The sequence below is a fragment of the Massilia suwonensis genome (assembly GCF_042655665.1).
Classification (GTDB): domain Bacteria; phylum Pseudomonadota; class Gammaproteobacteria; order Burkholderiales; family Burkholderiaceae_D; genus Telluria; species Telluria suwonensis.
Window position 1 is genome coordinate 117,356 of the sequence record NZ_JBHSMR010000014.1, and the last position, 20,935, is coordinate 138,290.

The 20,935-nt window shown below is 67.0% G+C and carries 20 protein-coding genes; 19 read left to right on the forward strand and 1 reads right to left on the reverse strand.

All coding sequences use genetic code 11. From position 1 onward, the window contains the following. Positions 1-26 precede the first annotated feature (26 nt). The 9 genes from wecB to ACFPQ5_RS20915 all read left to right on the forward strand — a co-directional run bounded on the left by wecB (position 27) and on the right by ACFPQ5_RS20915 (position 11,461). Positions 27-1,139 carry a non-hydrolyzing UDP-N-acetylglucosamine 2-epimerase gene (wecB, locus tag ACFPQ5_RS20875; RefSeq protein ID WP_379760402.1) on the forward strand — a complete coding sequence of 371 codons (1,113 nt, stop codon included), beginning with the start codon at positions 27-29 and terminating at the stop codon, positions 1,137-1,139. 1 nt (position 1,140) lies between these two features. Then, positions 1,141-1,890 (forward strand): WecB/TagA/CpsF family glycosyltransferase, encoded by a 750-nt coding sequence (locus tag ACFPQ5_RS20880; protein ID WP_379760404.1) that lies wholly within the window; start codon positions 1,141-1,143, stop codon positions 1,888-1,890. 144 nt (positions 1,891-2,034) lie between these two features. Next, a complete protein-coding gene (galE, locus tag ACFPQ5_RS20885; protein WP_379760406.1) occupies positions 2,035-3,042 on the forward strand; it encodes a UDP-glucose 4-epimerase GalE in 1,008 nt (335 codons plus the stop codon). Positions 3,043-3,153: 111 nt separating this feature from the next. Beyond that, a complete protein-coding gene (locus tag ACFPQ5_RS20890; protein ID WP_379760408.1) occupies positions 3,154-4,305 on the forward strand; it encodes a sugar phosphate nucleotidyltransferase in 1,152 nt (383 codons plus the stop codon). Between the two features lie 12 nt (positions 4,306-4,317). Further along, a complete protein-coding gene (locus tag ACFPQ5_RS20895; protein WP_379760410.1) occupies positions 4,318-5,736 on the forward strand; it encodes a mannose-1-phosphate guanylyltransferase/mannose-6-phosphate isomerase in 1,419 nt (472 codons plus the stop codon). Positions 5,737-5,913: 177 nt separating this feature from the next. Further along, positions 5,914-6,654, forward strand: a complete 741-nt coding sequence (locus ACFPQ5_RS20900; protein ID WP_379760412.1) for a PEP_CTERM-anchored TLD domain-containing protein — start codon at positions 5,914-5,916, stop codon at positions 6,652-6,654. 10 nt (positions 6,655-6,664) lie between these two features. Continuing rightward, positions 6,665-7,705, forward strand: coding sequence for a TIGR03790 family protein (locus ACFPQ5_RS20905; protein WP_379760414.1), 1,041 nt, complete (start codon positions 6,665-6,667; stop codon positions 7,703-7,705). 181 nt (positions 7,706-7,886) lie between these two features. Beyond that, entirely contained in the window at positions 7,887-10,886 is a 3,000-nt protein-coding gene (locus ACFPQ5_RS20910) for an ExeM/NucH family extracellular endonuclease (RefSeq protein ID WP_379760416.1), read from the forward strand. An 11-nt stretch (positions 10,887-10,897) separates the two neighbouring features. Next, a complete protein-coding gene (locus ACFPQ5_RS20915; RefSeq protein WP_379760418.1) occupies positions 10,898-11,461 on the forward strand; it encodes an NF038129 family PEP-CTERM protein in 564 nt (187 codons plus the stop codon). Positions 11,462-11,525: 64 nt separating this feature from the next. Here the strand turns inward: ACFPQ5_RS20915 and ACFPQ5_RS20920 are convergent, their stop codons facing one another. Beyond that, on the reverse strand, positions 11,526-11,810 hold the full coding sequence (locus ACFPQ5_RS20920; protein ID WP_379760420.1) for a hypothetical protein: 285 nt from the start codon (positions 11,808-11,810) through the stop codon (positions 11,526-11,528). 313 nt (positions 11,811-12,123) lie between these two features. On the opposite strand from ACFPQ5_RS20920, the gene ACFPQ5_RS20925 reads away from it, so the two are divergent. The 10 genes from ACFPQ5_RS20925 to ACFPQ5_RS20970 all read left to right on the forward strand — a co-directional run bounded on the left by ACFPQ5_RS20925 (position 12,124) and on the right by ACFPQ5_RS20970 (position 20,935). Beyond that, positions 12,124-12,540, forward strand: coding sequence for a hypothetical protein (locus tag ACFPQ5_RS20925; protein WP_379760422.1), 417 nt, complete (start codon positions 12,124-12,126; stop codon positions 12,538-12,540). Positions 12,541-12,665: 125 nt separating this feature from the next. After that, complete coding sequence (gene gspG / locus ACFPQ5_RS20930; RefSeq protein ID WP_379760424.1) at positions 12,666-13,133, forward strand: type II secretion system major pseudopilin GspG; 468 nt, start codon at positions 12,666-12,668, stop codon at positions 13,131-13,133. 34 nt (positions 13,134-13,167) lie between these two features. After that, positions 13,168-14,355: a type II secretion system F family protein gene (locus ACFPQ5_RS20935; RefSeq protein WP_379760426.1), complete on the forward strand. Its 1,188-nt coding sequence runs from the start codon at positions 13,168-13,170 to the stop codon at positions 14,353-14,355. Beyond that, a complete protein-coding gene (locus ACFPQ5_RS20940; protein ID WP_379760428.1) occupies positions 14,352-16,031 on the forward strand; it encodes a GspE/PulE family protein in 1,680 nt (559 codons plus the stop codon). Before ACFPQ5_RS20935 ends, ACFPQ5_RS20940 begins: the two co-directional genes overlap by 4 nt. Further along, positions 16,024-16,824, forward strand: coding sequence for a hypothetical protein (locus ACFPQ5_RS20945; protein ID WP_379760430.1), 801 nt, complete (start codon positions 16,024-16,026; stop codon positions 16,822-16,824). Before ACFPQ5_RS20940 ends, ACFPQ5_RS20945 begins: the two co-directional genes overlap by 8 nt. A gap of 5 nt (positions 16,825-16,829) precedes the next feature. After that, a complete protein-coding gene (locus ACFPQ5_RS20950) occupies positions 16,830-17,375 on the forward strand; it encodes a PilN domain-containing protein (protein WP_379760432.1) in 546 nt (181 codons plus the stop codon). Next, positions 17,372-17,947: a hypothetical protein gene (locus ACFPQ5_RS20955; protein ID WP_379760434.1), complete on the forward strand. Its 576-nt coding sequence runs from the start codon at positions 17,372-17,374 to the stop codon at positions 17,945-17,947. Before ACFPQ5_RS20950 ends, ACFPQ5_RS20955 begins: the two co-directional genes overlap by 4 nt. Continuing rightward, positions 17,944-18,465 carry a hypothetical protein gene (locus ACFPQ5_RS20960; RefSeq protein ID WP_379760436.1) on the forward strand — a complete coding sequence of 174 codons (522 nt, stop codon included), beginning with the start codon at positions 17,944-17,946 and terminating at the stop codon, positions 18,463-18,465. Before ACFPQ5_RS20955 ends, ACFPQ5_RS20960 begins: the two co-directional genes overlap by 4 nt. After that, complete coding sequence (locus ACFPQ5_RS20965; protein ID WP_379761386.1) at positions 18,465-20,468, forward strand: secretin N-terminal domain-containing protein; 2,004 nt, start codon at positions 18,465-18,467, stop codon at positions 20,466-20,468. The genes ACFPQ5_RS20960 and ACFPQ5_RS20965 overlap by 1 nt, the downstream gene beginning before the upstream one ends. Beyond that, complete coding sequence (locus tag ACFPQ5_RS20970; RefSeq protein WP_379760438.1) at positions 20,465-20,935, forward strand: prepilin-type N-terminal cleavage/methylation domain-containing protein; 471 nt, start codon at positions 20,465-20,467, stop codon at positions 20,933-20,935. The genes ACFPQ5_RS20965 and ACFPQ5_RS20970 overlap by 4 nt, the downstream gene beginning before the upstream one ends.

Genomic DNA, 20,935 nt, shown 5'->3' on the forward strand with positions numbered 1-20,935 from the left:
ACTATAGCTGTTAGGGAAGTCTGAAAATGCTCATTTACCTGGTCGCGGGCGCAAGGCCCAATTTCATGAAGATCGCCCCCATCGTGCGTGCGCTGCAGGCACAATCGGTGCTGTCGTTCAAGATCATCCATACCGGTCAGCACTACGACCGCGAGATGAACGACGTGTTCTTCGAGGAACTCGGCATTCCGCAGCCGGACGTCTTCATGGCCGCCGGCGGCGGCAGCCATGCCCAGCAGACCGCCAAGATCATGGTCGGCTTCGAGGAACTGTGCGTGGCCGAGCGTCCGGCCGCCGTGCTGGTCGTCGGCGACGTCAATTCCACGCTGGCCTGCTCGATCGTCGCCAAGAAACTCAATATCCCGGTCGCCCACGTCGAGGCCGGCCTGCGCAGCGGCGACATGTCGATGCCGGAAGAAATCAACCGCCTCGTCACCGACAGCATCTCCGACTGGTTCTTCGCCACCGAACCGGCAGCCGTCGAGCACCTCAAGCGCGAAGGCAAGGCGGACTCCGCCGTGCACTACGTCGGCCACGTGATGGTCGACAACGTCCTGTTCCAGGCCGAGAAGCTGGCCCGCGCCGATACCTCCAGCTTCGAGACCGCCGCCTTCAAGGCGACGGCCCAGCAGAACGGCGGCAAATACGGCGTGGTGACCATGCACCGCCCGAGCAACGTCGACGATCCGGTCATGTTCGCCCGCATCGCCGGCGCGCTGAAGGAAATCGCGAACGAATTGCCGCTGATCTTCCCGGTGCACCCACGCACCCGCGCCAACATCGAGAAGTTCGGCATCGACCTCGGCCCTAACGTGACCCTGGCCGGTCCGCAGGCCTACATGGCCTTCCTGAACCTGTGGAAGGATGCGGCCGTGGTGCTGACCGATTCTGGCGGCCTGCAGGAAGAAACGACGGCCCTGGGCGTGCCTTGCGTGACCATCCGCGAGAACACCGAGCGTCCGGTGACGGTGGAAGAGGGCTCGAACGTGCTGGCCGGTACCGACCCTGAAAAAATCCTGTCCGAGGCGCGCAAGGTCCTGCGCGGCGAGGGCAAGCAGGGCCGCCGTCCGCAGCTGTGGGACGGCAAGGCCGCCGAACGCATCGTCGAGGTACTGGCGCGCGAGCTGGAACAGGAATGACATGAGCCCCGCCATCACGATGATGGGCTGCAGGATCGACAATCTGTCGATGGAGGAAACCCTCGTGCGCATCGAGGATTTCATCCGCTCCGGCAAGCCCCATCAGCACGTGGTGGTGAACGTCGACAAGCTGGTCAAGGCCAGCCGCGACGAAGAACTGCGGCGCATCATCAATGCCTGCGCGCTGGTAAACGTGGACGGCATGCCGGTCGTGTGGGCTTCGCGCCTGCTCGGTAAACCGCTCAAGGAGAGGGTGGCCGGCGTCGATCTGTTCGAAGCGCTGATGCGCCGCGCCGGCGAGCGCGGCTGGCGGGTATTCCTGTTGGGCGCGCGCGCCGAGGTGGTGGCCGGCGTGGCCGAGAGGTACGGGCTCCGCTATCCGGACCTGGCGATTGCCGGCTGGCGCGACGGCTACTGGCAGGGCGAGGCGGAAGAAGCAGCGGTGGCCGAGCAGATCCGCGCCAGCCGCGCCGACCTGCTGTTCGTGGCGATCGGTTCGCCAAAGAAGGAACAATTTCTTGGACGCTGGCAGGAAACCATGCGCATCCCGTTTGCAATGGGCGTGGGCGGCACCTTCGACGTGGCGATCGGCCGCGTCAAGCGAGCCCCGCGCTGGATGCAACGTGCCGGCCTGGAATGGTTTTACCGTTTCCTGCAGGAGCCGCGGCGCATGTTCCGCCGCTACTTCATCGAGGACATGGCCTTCGTCTGGCTGCTGCTGAGGGAAGCGGCGCACATGCGCAGGCAATAAAGATCTCAGAGCGTCTCGCGGGACGCCCGGATTAGGGAAGACGCGGCCGTAGAGCCGCTGCCGAAGGACAAGAGGGGGACGGCAAGTACGCCGTTCTGAAGCGCCGAAACAGGCGCGCATCAACAGTGAATGAGAGTGACGACAATGAAGATTCTGGTTACGGGCGGCGTGGGCTATATCGGTTCCCACACCGTCGTCGAGCTGCAAAATGCCGGGTACGACGTGGTCGTGGTCGACAATCTCTCCAACGCCCAGCGCTCGGTGCAAGAGCAAGTGCAAAAAATCACGGGCAAATCCTTCGATTTCGTCGAAGCCGACATCCGCGACCGCGCGGCCATGGAAGCGGCCTTTGCCGCCCACAAGGTCGACGCCGTCATCCACTTTGCCGGCCTGAAAGCGGTCGGCGAATCGGTGGCGCAGCCGCTGCGCTACTACGACAACAACGTCTCCGGCAGCGTCGTGCTGTTCGAGACCATGGCCAAGTTCGGCGTCAAGACGCTGGTGTTCAGCTCCTCGGCCACGGTCTACGGCGATCCGGCCTCGGTGCCGATCCTCGAAGACTTCCCGCTGTCGGCCACCAATCCCTATGGCCGCAGCAAGCTGATGATCGAAGACATCCTGCGCGACCTGATCAAGGCCGAGCCGGACTGGCGCATCGCGCTGCTGCGCTACTTCAACCCGGTCGGCGCCCATGAAAGCGGCCTGATCGGCGAGTCGCCGTCGGGCATCCCGAACAACCTGGTGCCCTACATCGCCCAGGTCGCCACTGGCCAGCGCGAGAAGCTGTCGGTCTTCGGCGGCGACTATCCGACCCCGGACGGCACCGGCATGCGCGACTACATCCACGTGGTGGATCTGTCGATCGGCCACGTGAAAACCCTGGACAAGCTGGCGCAAGGCCCCGGCCTCGTCACCTACAACCTCGGTACCGGCCACGGCAACAGCGTGCTGGAAATGGTGCGCGCCTTTGAGCAGGCCAGCGGCCGTCCGGTGCCCTACCAGATCGTCGACCGCCGTCCGGGCGACATCGCCAAGTGCTATGCCGACCCGGCGCGTGCGCGTGACGAACTCGGCTGGGTCGCCACGCGCGACGTCGCCCAGATGTGCGCGGACACCTGGCGCTACCAGACGATGTCGGCCAAGGCGGCCTGAAGCAAGGAACCAGCACCGATTGCAGACCAATCCGGGCGACAAAGCGCCGACCTGAAACCGACAAAGTTTTACAGTGCGCTCGCCCGACAGCACACAGAATAAGGAACGTTAATGAAAGCAATGATTCTCGCGGCAGGCAAGGGCACGCGCGTTCGCCCGCTCACGTACGACCTTCCGAAACCGATGATTCCCCTGCTGGGAAAACCGGTGATGGCTTACCTGGTCGAACATCTGAAAAAACACGGCGTGACCGAAATCATGGTCAACGTCAGCTGGCTGCACGAAAAGATCGAGGAGTATTTCGGCGAGGGCGAGCAGTTCGGCGTCCAGATCGGCTATTCCTTCGAAGGCTACATGACGGACGACGGCACCATCGTGCCCGAGCCGATCGGTTCGGCCGGCGGCATGAAGAAGATCCAGGAATTCGGCCAGTTCTTCGATGACACCACGGTCGTGCTGTGCGGCGACGCGCTGATCGACCTCGACCTGAAGGCGGCCCTGCTCGAGCACCGCCGCAAGGGTGCGATGGCTTCGGTCATCACCAAGGAAGTACCGTGGGACAAAGTGTCCTCGTATGGCGTGGTGGTCACCGACGAGGAAGGCCGCATCACCGAGTTCCAGGAAAAACCGAGCCAGGACGTGGCGAAGTCGAATTTCATCAGCACCGGCATCTATATCTTCGAGCCGGAAGTGATCGACCTGATTCCGCCGGGCGTCTCCTTCGACATCGGTTCCGAACTGTTCCCGCTGCTGGCCGAGCGCGGCCTGCCGTTCTACGCCCAGCGCCGTCCGTTCAACTGGCTCGACATCGGCACCATGTCGGACTACTGGGAAGTGCTGCAGACCGTGCTGACCGGCGAAGTCAGCCACATGGACGTGCCGGGCACCCAGATCGAGCCTGGCCTGTGGGTGGGCCTGAATACGAGCATCGACTGGAACGGCACCACGATCGAAGGCCCGGTCTACATCGGCTCGGGCGTGCGCATCGAAGCGGGCGTGCACATTGTCGGACCGACGTGGATCGGCCACGGCAGCCACATCTGCGAAGGCGCCGAGATTGTCCGCAGCGTGTTGTTTGAATATACTCGTGTGTTGCACGATGTGACACTGAACGAAATGATCGTCTTCAAGGAATACAGTGTCGACCGTGCCGGGGAAATGAAGCACGCATCGGAGTACAGTTCCGAAGAGTGGTTGAACGCACGCGATCGCCGCCGCAGCAGTCGAAAAGAAAACGCAGGACAAAAGAGTAATAATCGGTAAGAAAGCGAACGCATGAAAATTTATCCCGTGATCCTCTCCGGCGGCGCCGGCACCCGTTTGTGGCCGCTGTCGCGCGCCGTGCTGCCCAAGCAGCTGCTGCCGATCGTGGCCGACAAGACCATGCTGCAGGACACCGCGCTGCGCGTGGCCGGCCTGCCGGGCCTGCAGGCGCCGCTTGTCGTGTGCGGCAACGACCACCGCTTCATGGTCGCCGAGCAGCTGCGCGCGGCCGGCATCACGCCGCTGGGGATCCTGCTCGAGCCGGTCGGCCGCAATACCGCGCCGGCGGTGGCCGCCGCCGCCCATTACCTGAAGGCGATCGATCCGGAAGCGGTCATGCTGGTGCTGCCGGCCGACCACGTGATCGAAAACACGGAAGCCTTCAAGGAAGCCGTGTTGCGCGCCGCCGCCCTGGTCAAGGAAGGCGGGCTGGCGACCTTCGGCATCGTGCCGCAGTCGCCGGAAACCGGCTACGGCTATATCCGCCGCGGCGCGGCGCTGGCCGGCTGCGAGGGCTGCTACCAGGTCGAACGCTTCGTCGAGAAGCCGGACGTGGAGACTGCCCGCGCCTTCGTCGCCGACGGCGGCTATTACTGGAACAGCGGCATGTTCATGTTCGCGGCCGAGCGCTACCTGGCCGAGCTGGCGAAGTTCGCCCCAGGAATCGCCGACGCCGCCGAGCAGGCCATGCGCAGCGGCTACCGCGACCTCGATTTCTGCCGCCTCGACGAAGCCGCGTTCACCGCCTGCCCATCGGACTCGATCGACTACGCCGTCATGGAGCACACCGACAACGCAGTCGTCGTGCCGGCCGACATCGGCTGGAACGACGTCGGTTCCTGGTCGGCCCTGTGGGAAGTGCAGGCGAAGGACGAGAACGGCAATGCCCAGCGCGGCGACGTCTACCTGGACGGCGTCAGGAACTCGCTGGTGCGCGCCGAGAGCCGCATCGTGGCCGTGGTCGGCCTGGACGACGTGGTCGTGGTCGAGACCAACGACGCCGTGCTGGTCGCGCACAAGAACGCCGTGCAACGCGTCAAGCAGGTGGTCGATCACCTGAAGTCGAAAGAACGTACCGAGCACCTGCACCACACCAAGGTCTACCGTCCGTGGGGTCACTACGAAGGCATCGATGCGGGAGACCGTTTCCAGGTCAAGCGCATCACGGTGAAGCCGGGCGAGAAGCTGTCGCTGCAGATGCACCACCACCGCGCCGAGCACTGGGTCGTGGTGTCGGGCACCGCGCGCGTGACCTGCGGCGAGAAGGTCAGCCTGCTGTCGGAAAACGAATCGACTTATATCCCGATCGGCATGAACCACCGCCTCGAGAACCCGGGAAAACTGCCTCTGCACATCATCGAAGTGCAGTCGGGCAGCTATCTCGGCGAGGACGATATCGTGCGTTTCGAGGACATCTACAAGCGGTCCTGATCGACTGCACGGGACGGAAAGCGGACGGCAACGTCCGCTTTTTTTTCGTCTGCGTTCCGGGCTCGCCGCGTCTCTGGCCGATCAAGGTTTCCAGGTCAACAGTGTGATGCCCCGCGCAGCCGCGGCATACAATAACCCTCAGTGCAAGCCCTCAGTGAACCCCGCCAGGAGGTGATCATGAAGACGTTCATTGCCGCCGCTGCGCCGCTGCTGGCCCTGTCCCTGGCCGCCATCGCGCCGGCCCATGCCCAGACCGGCGCGCCGCCGCTGGACCCCGTCCTCGAGGGCCAGCTCGAACGCTGGCTCGGTGCCGGCGACCAGATCTTCGAGAACGTCTATACGCGCCAGGGCGCGCTCGATACGTCGCTCGACTTCCACGCCGCCGCCGACAACCGCGGCCCCACTTTCACGCTGCTGCGCGTCAGCAATCCGGCCGGCCGCTCCTGGCTGATCGGCGGCTACAATCCGCAAAGCTGGGACCAGGACGACGGCTGGCACTTCACGCCGCGCGATTTCCAGCGCACCGCATTCATCTTCAACTACACGGCGCCCGCCGTCTATCGCCAGGTGCCGAGCGGCTTCGAGCTGCCCAGCCAGGGCAGCTTCCAGACCTTCAATGCGCCAGAGCAGGGCCCGACCTTCGGCGCCGGGCCTGACCTGCTGGTCAACGACGCCCTCGACACGGCCCTGTCCTGGCGCCTGAGCTATGGCGACCCGGCCGGGGAAGGGCGCAGCATCATCGACGGCTCCGTCGGCGGCCAGTTCTTCGCCGTCGATGCGCTGGAAGTGTACGCGGTCTCGCCGATTCCCGAGCCGGCCGCGGCGGCGATGCTGGCCGGCGGCCTGGGCCTGCTGGGACTGGCCGCGCGCCGGCGCCTGGCCGGGTGCGCCCCCCTGAACCACGCCGTGCCTGCCTGACGGGCGGGCGATGGCGCGCCTCGCCTCGGGAGTAGTTGCCGCGGTCCTGACGCTGTGCCTTGTGCCGGCCGCGGGCGCCGCTCCGGCCTCGAGCCCGGAGCGCGGGCTGGCAGCGCACCAGCTCGCCATCGTCATCAACGACGACGATCCCGACAGCGTCGCCATCGGCGAGGTCTACCGCAAGCGGCGCGGCATCCCCGCCGCCAACGTCGTCCACGTGCGCATCCCGGGGCGCCCGCAGGCGCTCGAACCGGGGCGCTTCGAGGAACTCCGGCAGGAAATCGACAGCCGCCTCGCGCCCGGGATCGAGGCCGTGCTGATGATCTGGACTGCACCCTATCAAGTCGGCTGCCAGGGCATCACTGCGGCCTATACCCTGGGCGTCGATGCGGCCCTGTGTGCCCACCCCTGCGGCCCGGGCCGGCCCAGCCGCTATTTCAATGCGCGGGGAGGGCGGCCCTACGGCGCCTACGGCATGCGCCTGTCGATGCTGCTGCCCATCGCGTCGCAGGCGCAGGCAAAGGCGCTGATCGGGCGCGGCATCGACAGCAACACCGCGCGCGGCCGCTACCGCCAGCCGGCCCACGCCTGGTATCTGACGACCTCGGAAACGGCGCGCAATGCCCGCGCCATGTTCTTTCCCAGGGCCGGCGAGCTGCCGGCCTATGGCTTGACGGTGCACCACCTGCAGGCCGACGTGCTCGACGGCGCCGGCGACGTGCTCGTCTACCAGACCGGCAAGGCACAGGTCGACAAGCTCGACACGCTGCGCTTCCTGCCCGGCGCCCTGGCCGACCACCTGACCTCGCACGGCGGCGAACTGCTGGGCAACAGCCAGATGAGCAGCCTGCGCTGGCTGGAAGCGGGCGCCACCGCCAGCTACGGCACGGTGGGCGAGCCCTGTAATCACTGGCAGAAATTTCCCAATCCGGCGGTCCTGCTGCGCCACTACCTGGACGGCGACAGCGCCATCGAGGCCTACTGGAAAAGCGTGGCCTGGCCCGGGCAGGGTGTGTTTCTTGGTGAGCCGCTGGCGGCACCCTTTCGGTAACAAGTCCGGGTATAAATTTCCCTGTGGAATCAATATGTTGTCGCTCTACCTCATCTGTTGCCTGAGGCGCAAGTCGGCTCGTCATAATCCTGTCAAATTCTCACAATAAACTTATTTCTAATAATAAAATGCCTATTCGCATCGACAACACGTTGTGCCCCTCCCACTCATTAGGAAGCCCATGAACATGCACGTTGCAACGAACACCCCGGCAGGCCGGCTGACCATCCTCGCCGCGCTGCTGGCCGGACTGTCGACCAGCGCGTTCGCAGCCTCGCCCGACCTCGTCATCAGCCAGATCTTCACTGGCGGCGCGAGTGGCGGCTCGGCCTACAACCGCGATTTCATCGAATTGTTCAATCGCGGCAGCGTCACAGTGGCGCTGAAGGGCAAGAGCTTGCAGTATGCGGCAGCCGACAAGACCTGGAGCGGCGCCAATGCACTGCCGGACGTGGTGGTGCAACCGGGCCAGTATTTCCTGGTCGCGGGCAACGTGCAGGCCGCCGGCGGCGCCGATATCGGCACTCCGATCGACCATAACTGGGCCATGAGCCTGCAGGCCACCTCTGCCAAGGTTGCGCTGGCGAACCAGACGGCCCTGATGACGGCCGCGACCGAGGCCGCCGCGACCATCGACATGGTCGGCTACGGCCCATCGGCCACGCAGTACGAGACCGCCCGCGCGCCGACGCCGTCTGTCACCACTGCGCTTCAGCGCGCGGGCAATGGCTGCACGGATACCGACAATAACAGCACCGATTTTGCCGTGGTGAACCCGGCTCCGATTCCGCGCAATTCGAAAACGGCCTTCAACGTCTGCTCGGGCGGCGGCACCGACCCGGGTCCGCAGCCCCAGGCCATCGTGACGAGCTGCCCGGCCAGCCTGCAGGCGGAGCAGGGCGTCGGCACCAGCGCCGCCCTGTCGGCGCGTGACAGCGACAGCATCGTCAACAGCATCGCCATCGAGTCCGGCGCCGTGCCGGGCATCCGCCTGGAAAACGTCGTGCTGGCCGGCAGCGCCGGCGCGGATGCCACGGCCACCCTGCGCGTGGACGCCAGCGTCGCCGCAGGCAACTACCCGATCAAGATCGCCTTCGGCAACAACGACACCCAGAGCGCCAGCTGCACGGTCGCCGTGCGCGTGGCCGGCCAGCTGACGATCCCGCAGATCCAGGGTCCGGACGCCAAGACCGCCTACAACAACAGCGTGCAGACCACCCAGGGCGTGGTCACCGCCATCGTCGGCAGCGGCTTCTTCCTGCAAGACCCAAGCGGCGACGGCAACCCGGCCACCTCGGACGGCATCTTCGTGTTCGGTTCGAGCGCCGGCGTTGCCGCGGGCGACCTGGTGCGCATCACCGGCACCGTCACCGAATACACCCCGACCGGCGCCACCCGCTCGTACACCGAGTTCAAGGACCTCACCGCCGTCAACAAGGTCGGTACCGGCACTGTCGCGCTGACCAATGTCGACATGCCGACCGACCTGGCCCGCTTCGAGGGCATGCTGGTGCGCTTCACCACGCCGCTGACCGTCAACGGCAACGCCTACCTGGGCGAGCGCGGCGAACTGACCCTGTCCGTCGGCCGCCGCGAAATCCCGACCAACCGCTACGTGCCGGGTTCGCCCGAGGCGCGCGCGCTGGCAGCGGCCAACGCCGCCAACATCGTCGTCCTCGACGACGGCATCTTCACCACCCCGGCCACGATTCCTTACCTGTTCGCGGACGGCACCGTGCGCAGCGGCGACACTGTCGACGATCTCACGGGCGTGCTCGACTTCGGCGCGATGGGCGGCGGCGGCGCGGCCTTCAAGCTGCAGCCGACCGAGACGCCGCGCTTCTCGCGCACCAACGAACGCCTGCCGGCGCCGATCGTCGCCAGCGGCAACGTGCGCGTGGCCAGCGCCAACGTGCTGAACTTCTTCACCACCTTCACCAACGGCAACGACGCCTGGGGCCGCACCGGCCAGGGCTGCAAGATCGGCAGCACGACCAATAAATCGAACTGCCGCGGCGCCGACAACATGGACGAATTCGTGCGCCAGCGCGACAAGATCGTGCGGTCGCTGCAAGCCGTGAACGCCGACGTCGTCGGCCTGATGGAAATCCAGAACAACGACGACATCGCCGTCTCGTACCTGGTGGAGCAGCTGAACGCCGTGGTGGGCGCCGGCACCTATGCCGTCGTGCCGAAGCCGGCTGCGACCGGCACCGACGCGATCCGCGTGGCCATGATCTACAAGCCGAAATCGGTGAGCCTGGTGGGCGGCGCGCTGTCGGACGGCGACTCGGTCAACAACCGTCCGCCGATCGCCCAGACCTTCAAGGCTGCGAACGGCGGCAAGTTCTCGCTGGTCGTGAACCACCTGAAATCGAAAGGCGGCTGCGGCGGCGCGAATGGCGCCAATGCCGACAGCGGCGATGGCCAGGGTTGCTGGAACGGCGACCGCGTCGAACAGGCGACGCGCCTTCGCGACTACTTCCTGCCGCAAGTCAAAGCGGCGGCGAACGACAGCGACGTCCTGATCGTCGGCGACATGAACGCCTACGGCATGGAAGACCCGATCCGCCTGCTGAACGCGGCCGGCTACGAAAACCAGATCGAGCGCTTCGTGCGCCCGGGCGGTACGCCGTACTCGTATGTCTTCGGCGGCGAGAGCGGCTACCTCGACCATGCACTGGCCAGCACCAGCCTGGCGGCGCAGGTGGCCGGCGTGACCGAGTGGCACAACAACGCGGACGAACCGGAAGCGATCGACTACAACATCGAGACGAGCGGCCAGGATCCTTACCAGGCCAATCCGTATCGCGCATCGGACCACGACCCGGTCGTCGTCAGCCTGAACCTGGCGCCGACGTTTGCCGACGTGACTGCCTCAACGACCATTACCCGTACGGCGCCGGTCATGAACCGCCTCACCGGCAAGTACAGCGCAACCGTGAAGATCACCAACACGAGCGGCGCGGCGCTGACCGGCCCTTTGCACCTGGTGCTGCAAGGCCTGACCGCCGGCGTGACGCTGGACGGCCAGAGCGGCGACCGCAACGGCTCGCCTTACCTGACGCTGCCGAGCGCGACGCTGGCGCCAGGCGCCTCGGTCAGCGTGACGACGACCTTTACCAACCCATCGAGACTCGGCATCGGCTACACCCCGGCGCTGTTCAGCGGCACTTTCTGAGGAACTGACCCATGTTTAACCTGAAAAACCTGTTTACCCGTGCGCTGCTGGCGCTGATGCTGCTGACCGGCGCCGGTGCCGCCCTGGCCGGTCCAACCTACCATGTGACGATCGACAGCACGGGCTACAGCGGTACCGGCTTGCTCGACTTCCAGTTCTCGACCTACGTGCCTTCCGATGACACGGCAGTGTTCTTGAGCAATTTCACTGGTGATTACACGGACGCAAGCGGCCTTGCTGCCGGCGTGCTGGTGGGAGCCACTGACGGCTTCGGCTACTTTGCGCAAACGCTCAATCTGGGCGGACGCTTCGGCTTCGATGCGCGCTTCGATAGCGGTGCAATGAGCGAAGGGGTGGCCCTGAGCGTGGGACTGTTCAGCGATGAGCTGGAGCAGTGGCTGGGCACGAGCGGTACCATTGCACTCATCCAGCTGACGCCGGGCGAACCGAGCTTCGTGGAAGTGGACACCGGGTTCGCCAGTGCTAGCGAAGTACCGGAGCCGGCCACCCTGGCCTCGATCATGCTGGGCCTGACCCTGATGGGTTCGACCCTGCGCGCACGCCGCAAGAAGTAAGCGAGGGCCTGACCGACCAGAGGCACATCCGGCGCAGGCCGGATGTGCCTTTTTTATTGGTGGATCAGCCCTGGCCGGCGCGGCGCATGGCGTCGATGCGGACGGCTTCGGCGTTGCCGTCGATGATGCGCAGGCCCTGGCAATGCTCGGCGGCGCAGTCGGGGGCCGGCGTCTGGCCGACGGAGGCAGGGTCGACCGACAGGTCGACGACGCGCGTGACGGCGGCGGACTGCAGGGACGCGGACTGGGCGGAGGGGAGGGCGCTTTCCGAAGCGCCGCCGCCGCAGGCGGTCAGGACGGCGGCGATCAGGGTCATGCTGAAGACGGAGAGGAAGCGGGCGGTGTTCATGGTGATTGAGGCAGGCTCGTCAGTGATGAAATCCATTGTAGCGAATATTCTTTCCATGTATCAATTGATTTGTGGAGAGATCGATGTAGATAGAAGATCTTGAACATAAAATAGGCTCAAGATGGAAGAAGTTGAATGGTGATAGTAGGAAATATCCTACGAGAAATAAAAAGTGCATAAGTGCACTTGTTTTGGCGGCGTCGCGTCTTCGCCACAACGCTGTCATCCACGCGGATCAAAGGCTTGCACGTCGGGCTTTTCGCACAGACCCGCGCACGCTTGACCCGGCCGGCCGCATGCGTATGATGAGCTGATGCGACAACTTGCCATCCTCATATTGCTGGCCTGCACGGCCTGCGCGACCCGGGCCGACGGTCCGTCTTCCACTCCCGCACCGGCACCGGCCGAGGCATCCGCGCCGGCAGCCTCGGGGACCCTGGGGCAGATCCAGGCGCTGATCGGCAAGGCCGAGTGCAGCAGCGACAGCCAGTGCCAGGTGCTGCCGATCGGCGCCAAGGCCTGCGGCGGTCCGGCCAGCCATCTCGCCTATTCGACGGCGAAGACCGATGCGGGCGCGCTCCAGGCTTTGGCCGAACGCTACAAGACCGAGCAGCAGGCGGGCAACCAGCGTTCCGGCAGGATGTCGAATTGCATGGTGCTGCCGACGCCGACCGCATCCTGCCGCGCAAACACCTGCCAATTGGGCGAGGCGGCTGCGGCGGTGCGCTAGGCGTTCAGGCAGGGCAAGAACAGGGGTAAAAACAGGGCTGTCGAGATGTCATCTTGGTTGCCTGGAGTATATTGCCGTGATACGCTTCACGGGTTTGATCGAATGGTCAACTCAGGAGTGTCTGGATGGATCTCGTAAGCCGCAAGTCCCTGTCGTCGCGCACGCGCGCGGGTGGAATCACAGCTGGACTCACAGCCGGATTCACGCTGCTCGAATTGCTGGTCGTGATCGTCATCATCGGCCTGCTCGCCGCCTATGTCGGACCCAAGTATTTTTCCCAGCTGGGCAAGTCCGAAGTGACGATCGCCAAGGCCCAGATCGAAGCCTTCGAAAAATCGCTCGACACCTACCGCCTCGACGTCGGCCGCTATCCGACCGGCGAGGAAGGCCTGGCCGCCCTGATGACGGCGCCCGCCAGCGCCGGCACCAAGTGGAACGGCCCCTACCTGAAGAAGGGCGTGCCGCCGGACCCGTGGGGCCATCCGTATCAATACCGTTCCCCTGCTGCCGCGGGAGAATACGAAATCCTGTCCCTTGGCCGCGACGGCCAGCCGGGCGGCAGCGGCGACAACGCCGACATTTCCTCGCGCTGATTTTCAGAATCACCTCACACCCGGGCACGTCTTCATGCAGTTCGCAGTCCGCACCCTCGCGCCCGACCTCTCGATCGCCAGCATCGTGGTCGATGCCCTCGACGAAGCCGACGCCCGCCGCCAGGTCGAGGCGCGCGGCCTGTACGTCAGCGCCGTCGAAGCGCAGGGCGGCGTGCGCATGGCGCGTGCGCGTGGCCCCAAGCTCTCGCTGGTCCTGTTCAGCCAGGAACTGCTGGCCCTCCTGAACGCGGGCCTCGGCATCGTCGAAGGCCTCGAGGCCTTGCTGGAAAAGGAAGCCAATCCCGCCGCGCGCGGCGTGCTCGAACGCCTGCTTGCGGGACTGCGCGAAGGCAAGCGCTTTTCCGGCGTGCTGGCCGCCCAGCCGGCCCTGTTCCCGCCGCTGTACGTCGGCATCGTGCGCGCCGCCGAAGGCACCAGCGATTTGCCGCGCGCGCTGGCGCGCTACATCGACTACCAGCAGCGCATCGACACCGTGCGTTCGAAAATCGTCAGCGCCTCGATCTATCCGGTGATCCTGCTGTGCGTCGGCGGCGGCGTGTCCGGCTTCCTGATCGGCTACGTGGTGCCGCGCTTCGCCGAGGTGTATCAAGGGGCGGGGCGCAACCTGCCCTGGATGAGTCAACTGCTGCTGGAATGGGGCCAGTTCGCGGCCAGGCACGGCGGCGCGCTGTTCCTGTGCGCGCTGGCGCTGCTGGCGCTGGCGGTAACTGGCGTGCGCCGCCTGTTGAAAAGCGGCGGCGTCAACCGCGTGCTGGCGCGCCTGCCCGGCATCGGCGAACGCGCGCGCATCTACGAACTCTCGCGCCTCTATCTCACGCTCGGCATGCTGACCGAAGGCGGCATCACCATCGTGAGCGCAATCGAGACGGTGCAGCCGATGGTCTCCAACACGCTGCGCGGCGCGCTGGCGAATGCGCGCGCCGCCATCGAATCGGGCCGGCCGCTGTCGGATGCCTTCGAGGCCAACGGCCTGACCACGCCAATCTCCCTGCGCATGCTGCGCGTGGGCGAGCGCACCGGCGACATGGGCCCGATGCTGACGCAATCGGCCGCCTTCTACGACGGCGAGATCAGCCGCTGGATCGACCGCTTTACGCGCACCTTCGAGCCCCTGCTGATGGCGGCCATCGGCCTGGTGGTCGGCGCCATCGTGGTGCTGCTGTACATGCCGATCTTCGATCTGGCAGGGGATATGTCGTGACCGTGCTCGATTCAGCCCTGCTGGCGCGCGCCCGCGTCCAGAGCCGCCAGTCGCAGCGCGCGCTGGTGGCCGAACTCGAAGCGCTGACCGGGCTCGAGCCGCGCCAGCTGGTGGCCGCGCTGGCCCAGCCCTTTGGCCTGAGCGTGATGGAAACGGCCGAGATGCTGAGCCAGGAGCCGGCCTTCGACCTGCTGCCGCTGGCCCAGGCCCTGTCGCGCCACTGCGTGCTGCTGCGCGGACCCGGCGGCGCGCTGACCGGCGTGATCGCCGATCCCTTTGACCTCGACCAGCAGACCTGGCTGGCGGCGCAGGCCGGCAGTTCGCCGCGCGCGCCGCTGCACCTGCGCCTGGCGCTGGCGGCAGACATCCAGGCCTATCTGTCGCGCCAGGAAGCCTCGGCGCGCGCGGTCGACACGCTCGCACCCGGCAACGACAACGCCCGGCGCGACGGCAAGACCGCCGCCGTGCTGTCCTTCGCCTCGGTCTCGGAGGCGGGCAGCCCGGCCGTCAAGCTGGTCAATTCGACGCTGTACGATGCCCTCAAGGCGGGCGCCTCCGACATCCACCTCGAGAGCACGGCCACGGGCATCGCGGTGAAATACCGCGTCGACGGCGTGCTCGATCATGCCACCAGCGTGGGCGGCATCGAGCTGGCCGAGCACATCATCTCCCGTTTGAAGGTGCTGGCGGAACTCGATATCGCCGAGCGCCGTATCCCGCAGGACGGCAGCTTCCGGGTCGAATCGGGCGGACGCGAGATCGACCTGCGCGTCTCCATCATGCCGAGCATCCATGGCGAGGATGCGGTCATCCGTATCCTCGACAAGCGCGCCATGGTCGAAGCCTACGGCGCCCTCACGCTGGAAGCGCTGGGCTTCGACGCGCCTTCGCTGGCAACCCTGCGCCAGCTGGCCCAGGAAGCCTACGGAATGCTCTTGGTGACGGGGCCCACCGGCTCGGGCAAGACCACGACCCTGTATGCGGCGCTGACCGAAATCCACAACGGGCGCGAGAAGATCATCACTATCGAAGACCCGGTCGAGTACCAGCTGCCCGGCATCCTGCAGATTCCCGTCAACGAGAAGAAGGGCCTCACCTTTGCGAAAGGCCTGCGCTCGATCCTGCGCCACGATCCGGACAAGATCATGGTCGGCGAGATTCGCGACCGCGAGACGGCGGAAATCGCGGTGCAGTCGGCGCTGACCGGCCACCTGGTGCTCACCACCGTCCACGCCAACAACGTGTTCGACGTGTTCGGCCGCTTCACCCACATGGGCATCGATCCGTATGCCTTCGTCTCGGCCCTGAACGGCATCTGGGCCCAGCGCCTGGTGCGCATGAACTGCCCGCACTGCGCGGTGCAGTACGATCCGGATGACGCCGAACTGGCCGCGGCGCGGCTGGAGCGGCTTGAGGTGAGCGACTATCTCTTCATGCACGGGAAGGGCTGCGGCGATTGCCGCGGCACCGGCTACAAGGGCCGCCGCTCGATCGCCGAGATCCTGACCCTGAACGACGAGATCCGCGAACTGATCGTCGACAAGCAGCCGATTCGCCGCATCAAGGCCGCCGCGCAGGCCAACGGCACGCGCAGCCTGCGCCTGGCCGCGCTCGACCTGGTCAAGCGCGGCGCCACCACCCTCGACGAAATCCGGAGGGTGACCCAGCATGCCTAGATTGCCTGGACAGGGATTGCGCCTGGGCGTCGGCCACGACAGCCTGGCCCTGGTGCGCACCAGCCGCCTGTTCGGCGCGCGCCGCACGCTGCTGTCCGAGCTGCATATCGACGGCCCCGAACCGGAGAGCCTGGCGCGCGGCCTGCGCACGCTGTTCGAAGGCATCGATGCCGCCGGCTGGCCCTTGACGGTGGTGCTGGCCGACGAGCTGGCGCGCATCTGGCAGGTATCTCCGCCGCCGCAGGCCGCCAGTCCCGCCGATTTGCAGGCCGCCGCCGCGATGCGCTTTACGAGCCTGTTCGGCAGCGCCACGGCCGGCTGGACCCTGGCCGCCGACTGGCGCGCCGACCAGCCTTTCCTGGCCGCGGCGCTGCCCGCGCCCTTGCTGGCGGCCGTCGCCGATGCGGCGCGGGCGGCGCGCTGTCCGCTGGTCGAAGTGGTGCCGCAGTTCGTCGCCGCGATGAACGGCTGGCGCAGGCTGCGCCGTCCCGGCGCCTGGTTCGGCCTGGTGCATGGCCAGGTGCTGACGCTGGCCGCCTACGAGGGCAAGACGCTGGCCGCGCTGCGCACGGCAGTCGTGCCGCCCGGCGCCGACCGCGCCTGGCTGGACAATCACATTGCACGCGAGGCGCTGCGCCTCGGCCTGACGGCGCCGGGCCTGCTGCAGCTGTGCGGGACGGCGCCGCGCAGCTGGGCGGGCGAGGCAGACGGACTGGCCTGCACGCTGTTCGAGGATGGCGCGGCAGGGGAGGCGGGCGCGCTGCGCCTGGCGTGCACCGGGAGCGTCCGATGAGGACGATGCGGAAACCTGTACGCCTCGATTTCGCGCCGCCCAGCCTGCGCCGCACGCTGCTGCGCGCGCCCCTGGCCGCCCGCGTGTCGGCTATCGGCGCGCTGGCCCTGTGCGCCGTGGCGCTGGTGCAGGTGTTCGATTACCGCGAGGCGCGCGAAGAGGTCGACGCGCAGCTGGCCGCCCTGCAGGCACGCGCCGCTACGCCGGTCGCCGCGCCGAGCGCGCCGCGCACGCCCGTCAGCGAACAGGAAGCGCTGGCCGTGAACGCCGCGATCGCGCAACTGAACCTGCCGTGGCGCGCGCTGCATGACGCCGTGCGCGCGGCGACCCCGCAAAGCGTCGCGCTGCTGGCGCTGGAGCCGGACGCGAAACGCCGCGTGCTGCGCATCACGGCGGAGGCGAAGAACAGCGACGACATGCTGGCCTATGTCAGCCTGCTCGAACGCGAGGAGTGGTTCGCATCCGTCACCCTGGTGCGCCACGAGGTGGTCGAGCAGGACCCGAACCGCCCGCTGCGCTTCCAGCTCGATGCCGGATGGGAGGCGCCATGACGTTTGCCCGAAGCGCTCTGCGCCTGCGCCTGGCGCTGCGCGCCCTGAACCCGGTGACGATCGCCGCGCTGCTGCTGGCCCTGGCCGGCCTGCTGGTGCTGGCCTGGGTGCTGCCGGCGCGCGAGGCCCTGGAGCAGGAGCGCGCGCAGGCCCGGCGCGCCGCCGCGCTGCCGCCGCCCGCAGTTGATCCGAGCCTGGCGCCGGTGGTGCTCGAAAGCGGCGCTCCCGAGAACCTGGCCCTGTTCCGCAGCGCGCTCGGACGCCAGCGCGATGTCGAACCGGCGCTGAAGACCCTGTTCGCGCTGGCGGCGAAGAGCGGCCTGGTGCTGCGCCAGGGCGAGTACAAGCGTGGCGTCGACCGCAACGCCAGGCTGCACACCTACCAGATCAACCTGCCCGTGAAGGGCAGCTATGCCCAGGTCTGGCAGTTCGCGCTGCAGAGCCTGCGCGCGCTGCCCTATGCCTCGCTCGACGACGTCAGCTTCAAGCGCGACAACATCGTCGAGACCGGCCTGGAAGCGCGCCTGCGCCTGACCCTCTACCTGTCGGACGCACCGGGAGCGCCGCGATGAAGCCGCGCCACATCGCCATGGGCGCGGCCCTGCTGCTTGCCGCCGGCCTGCTCGTTTTCGGCGACCGCAGCCCGGAAGCCGAGGTCGCGGAGGCGGTCGAACGTCCGGCCTCCGCACGTCCCGCGTCCGCGCGCCGGACAGAAGCGAAACCGGCGCCGCCGGTCGCGCGCCTGGTGCCGCGCGAGACCCTGATCGGCGACGGCAAGGACAGCTTCAACGCCGGCGACGGCGCGTTGTTCGGCCGCCAGGACTGGACCCCGCCGCCGCCACCGCCGCCGAAACCGGCGGCGCCACCGCCGCCGGCCGCGCCGCCGCTGCCCTTTACCGTCATCGGCAAGTCGCTCGGGGAGGGCAAGTGGGAGGTCTACCTTGCCAGCGGCCAGAGCACGCACATCGCCCATGAAGGCGCCGTGCTGGAGGGCGCCTGGCGCATCGACCGCATCGCGCCGCCCCTGATGACCCTGACTTACCTGCCGCTGAACCAGGTCCAGCAGCTCAACATTGGAGTATTCGATTGATGGTTCGTTCCCGCATTCGTGCCTGGGCCTCATTGCTGTGCGGCGCCGCGCTGCTGTCGGGCTGCACGGCGCAGCGCGCCTACCAGGAAGGCAATGCCCTCGTCGCCCAGCAGCAGGTCAGTGCCGGCCTGGCGAAATACCGCGAAGCGGTGGCGGCCGATCCGGGCAACGCGCTGTACCGCGCGGCGCTCCTGCGTGCACGCGACGCCGCCGCCACGCGCCTCATCGAGCAGGCCGAACGCGAGCTGGCAGCCGGCCGCGTCGACGCCGCGCGCAATGCGTACCAGCAGGTGCTCGAGGTCGACCCGGCCAACGAGCGTGGCCGCGCCGGCATGCGCCAGATCGAGGCCGACCGCCGCCACAGCGCCTTGTTCGATGCGGCGCGCGCCGATATCGAGAAGAAGGACGTCGAGGCCGCGCGCCAGAAGCTGGGCGCGATCCTGAGCGAGCGTCCCGGCCACGAAGGCGCGCGCCGGCTGCTGGTCGAACTCGACGAAAAGGCGGCCGTGCCGGCGGCATCGACAGGCGAGGCGACGCTGGCGGCGAGCTTTCGCAAACCGATCAGCCTCGAGTTCCGCGATGCGCCGCTGCGCCAGGTCTTCGAGATCATCGCGCGCCATTCGGGCCTGAACTTCGTCTTCGACAAGGACGTGCGCTCCGACACGCGCACCTCGATCTTCCTGAAGAACAGCACGGTGGAAGCGGCCGTGCACTTCCTGCTGGTGACCAACCAGCTCGAGCGCCAGGTCATGGACGGCAACACCATCCTGATCTACCCGAACAGCGCGGCCAAGCTGAAGGAATACCAGGAGCTGACGGTCAAGACGTTTTATCTTGCCAACGCCGACGCGAAAAGCATCGCCAACACCTTCAAGACCATCCTGAAGTCGCGCGACGTGGTGGTGGACGAGAAGCTGAACCTGGTGATCCTGCGCGACAGCCCGGAAGCGATCAAGCTGGCGACCCAGCTGGTGGCCTTGCAGGACGTGGCCGAGCCGGAAGTCATGCTCGACGTCGAGGTGCTCGAGATCAAGCGTAGCCGTATCATGGACCTGGGCGTGGCCTGGCCGCAGAGCCTGGGCTTCGCGCCGCTGATCGGCAGCAGCGGTGCGCCGATTTCGATCGACGAGTTGCGTGGCCTGAACAGCAGCGTGATCGGCGTGTCCGGCGTGCGCGCCACGGTCAACGCCAACAAGACCGATTCGGATTCGAACACCCTGGCCAATCCGCGCATCCGCGTGCGCAACAAGGAAAAGGCCAAGGTCGTCATCGGCGACAAGGTCCCGAACATCACGACCAACGTGTCGCCCGCGACCACCGGCAGCTTCCTGTCGCAGTCGATCAACTACGTCGACGTCGGCCTGACGCTGAACGTTGAGCCGACCATCTACCTGAACAACGAAGTCGGGATCCGCATCTCGCTCGAGGTGAGCAACCTGGTCGACACGATCCAGACCGAGAACGCGGTGGCCTACCGCATCGGCACGCGCTCGGCGACCACCATGCTGCAATTGAAGGATGGCGAGAACCAGGTGCTGGCGGGCCTGATCAACAGCGAAGACCGCAGCAGCGGCAGCAAGGTGCCGGGCGTGGGCAACCTGCCGATCCTGGGCCGCCTGTTCGGCAGCACGCACGACACCGACGACAAGACCGAGATCGTGCTGTCGATCACGCCGCACCTGGTGCGCACGGTCCAGCGTCCGCCGGCCGGGGCGGCGGAATTCAGCGCCGGCACCGAATCGAGCTTCCGCCGCCGTCCGGATACGGCGCTGCGCCTGCCGACGGCGCAGCCGGCGGTGCAGCCTGCGCGGCCTGCCGTGCCAGTGGCGCCGCCGGTCGGCCAGCCGGCCACGCCGGCCACGCCCGCAGTGACCGGCGTGCCGCTGTCGCAGCCGATCGGCACCGCACCGGCGCCATACACAGTGCCGCCAGCGGCGCAGCCGGGTGTCCAGGTCACGCCGATTCCGGCACCACCCGTAACGACGCAGCCGCCCGTGCAATGAAGCGGCGCGGCTTCACCCTGATCGAGCTGCTGGTCACGCTCGCCATCCTGGCGCTGCTGGCCACGCTCGTGATCCCGGTCGGCCAGACCGTGGTCCAGCGCCGCGACGAAGCCGCCTTGCGCCAGTCGCTGCGCGAGATCCGCGCCGCGCTCGACGCCTACAAGCGCGCATCCGACGAAGGCCGCATCGCGAAGGCGGCCGGCGCCAGCGGCTACCCGGCCAGACTGGAACTGCTGGTCGAAGGCGCGCGCGACCTGCGCAGCCCGAAGGGCGCGAAGATCTTTTTTCTGCGCCGCCTGCCGCGCGACCCCTTCAATCCCGATCCCGAACTGAGCGAGGCCGAGACCTGGGGCAAGCGCAGCTACGCCAGCGAAGCGGAGGAACCGAAAGAGGGCGACGACGTCTACGACGTGTATTCGACTTCCTCGCGCGTTTCGCTGAGCGGCATTCCCTACCGGCGGTGGTGA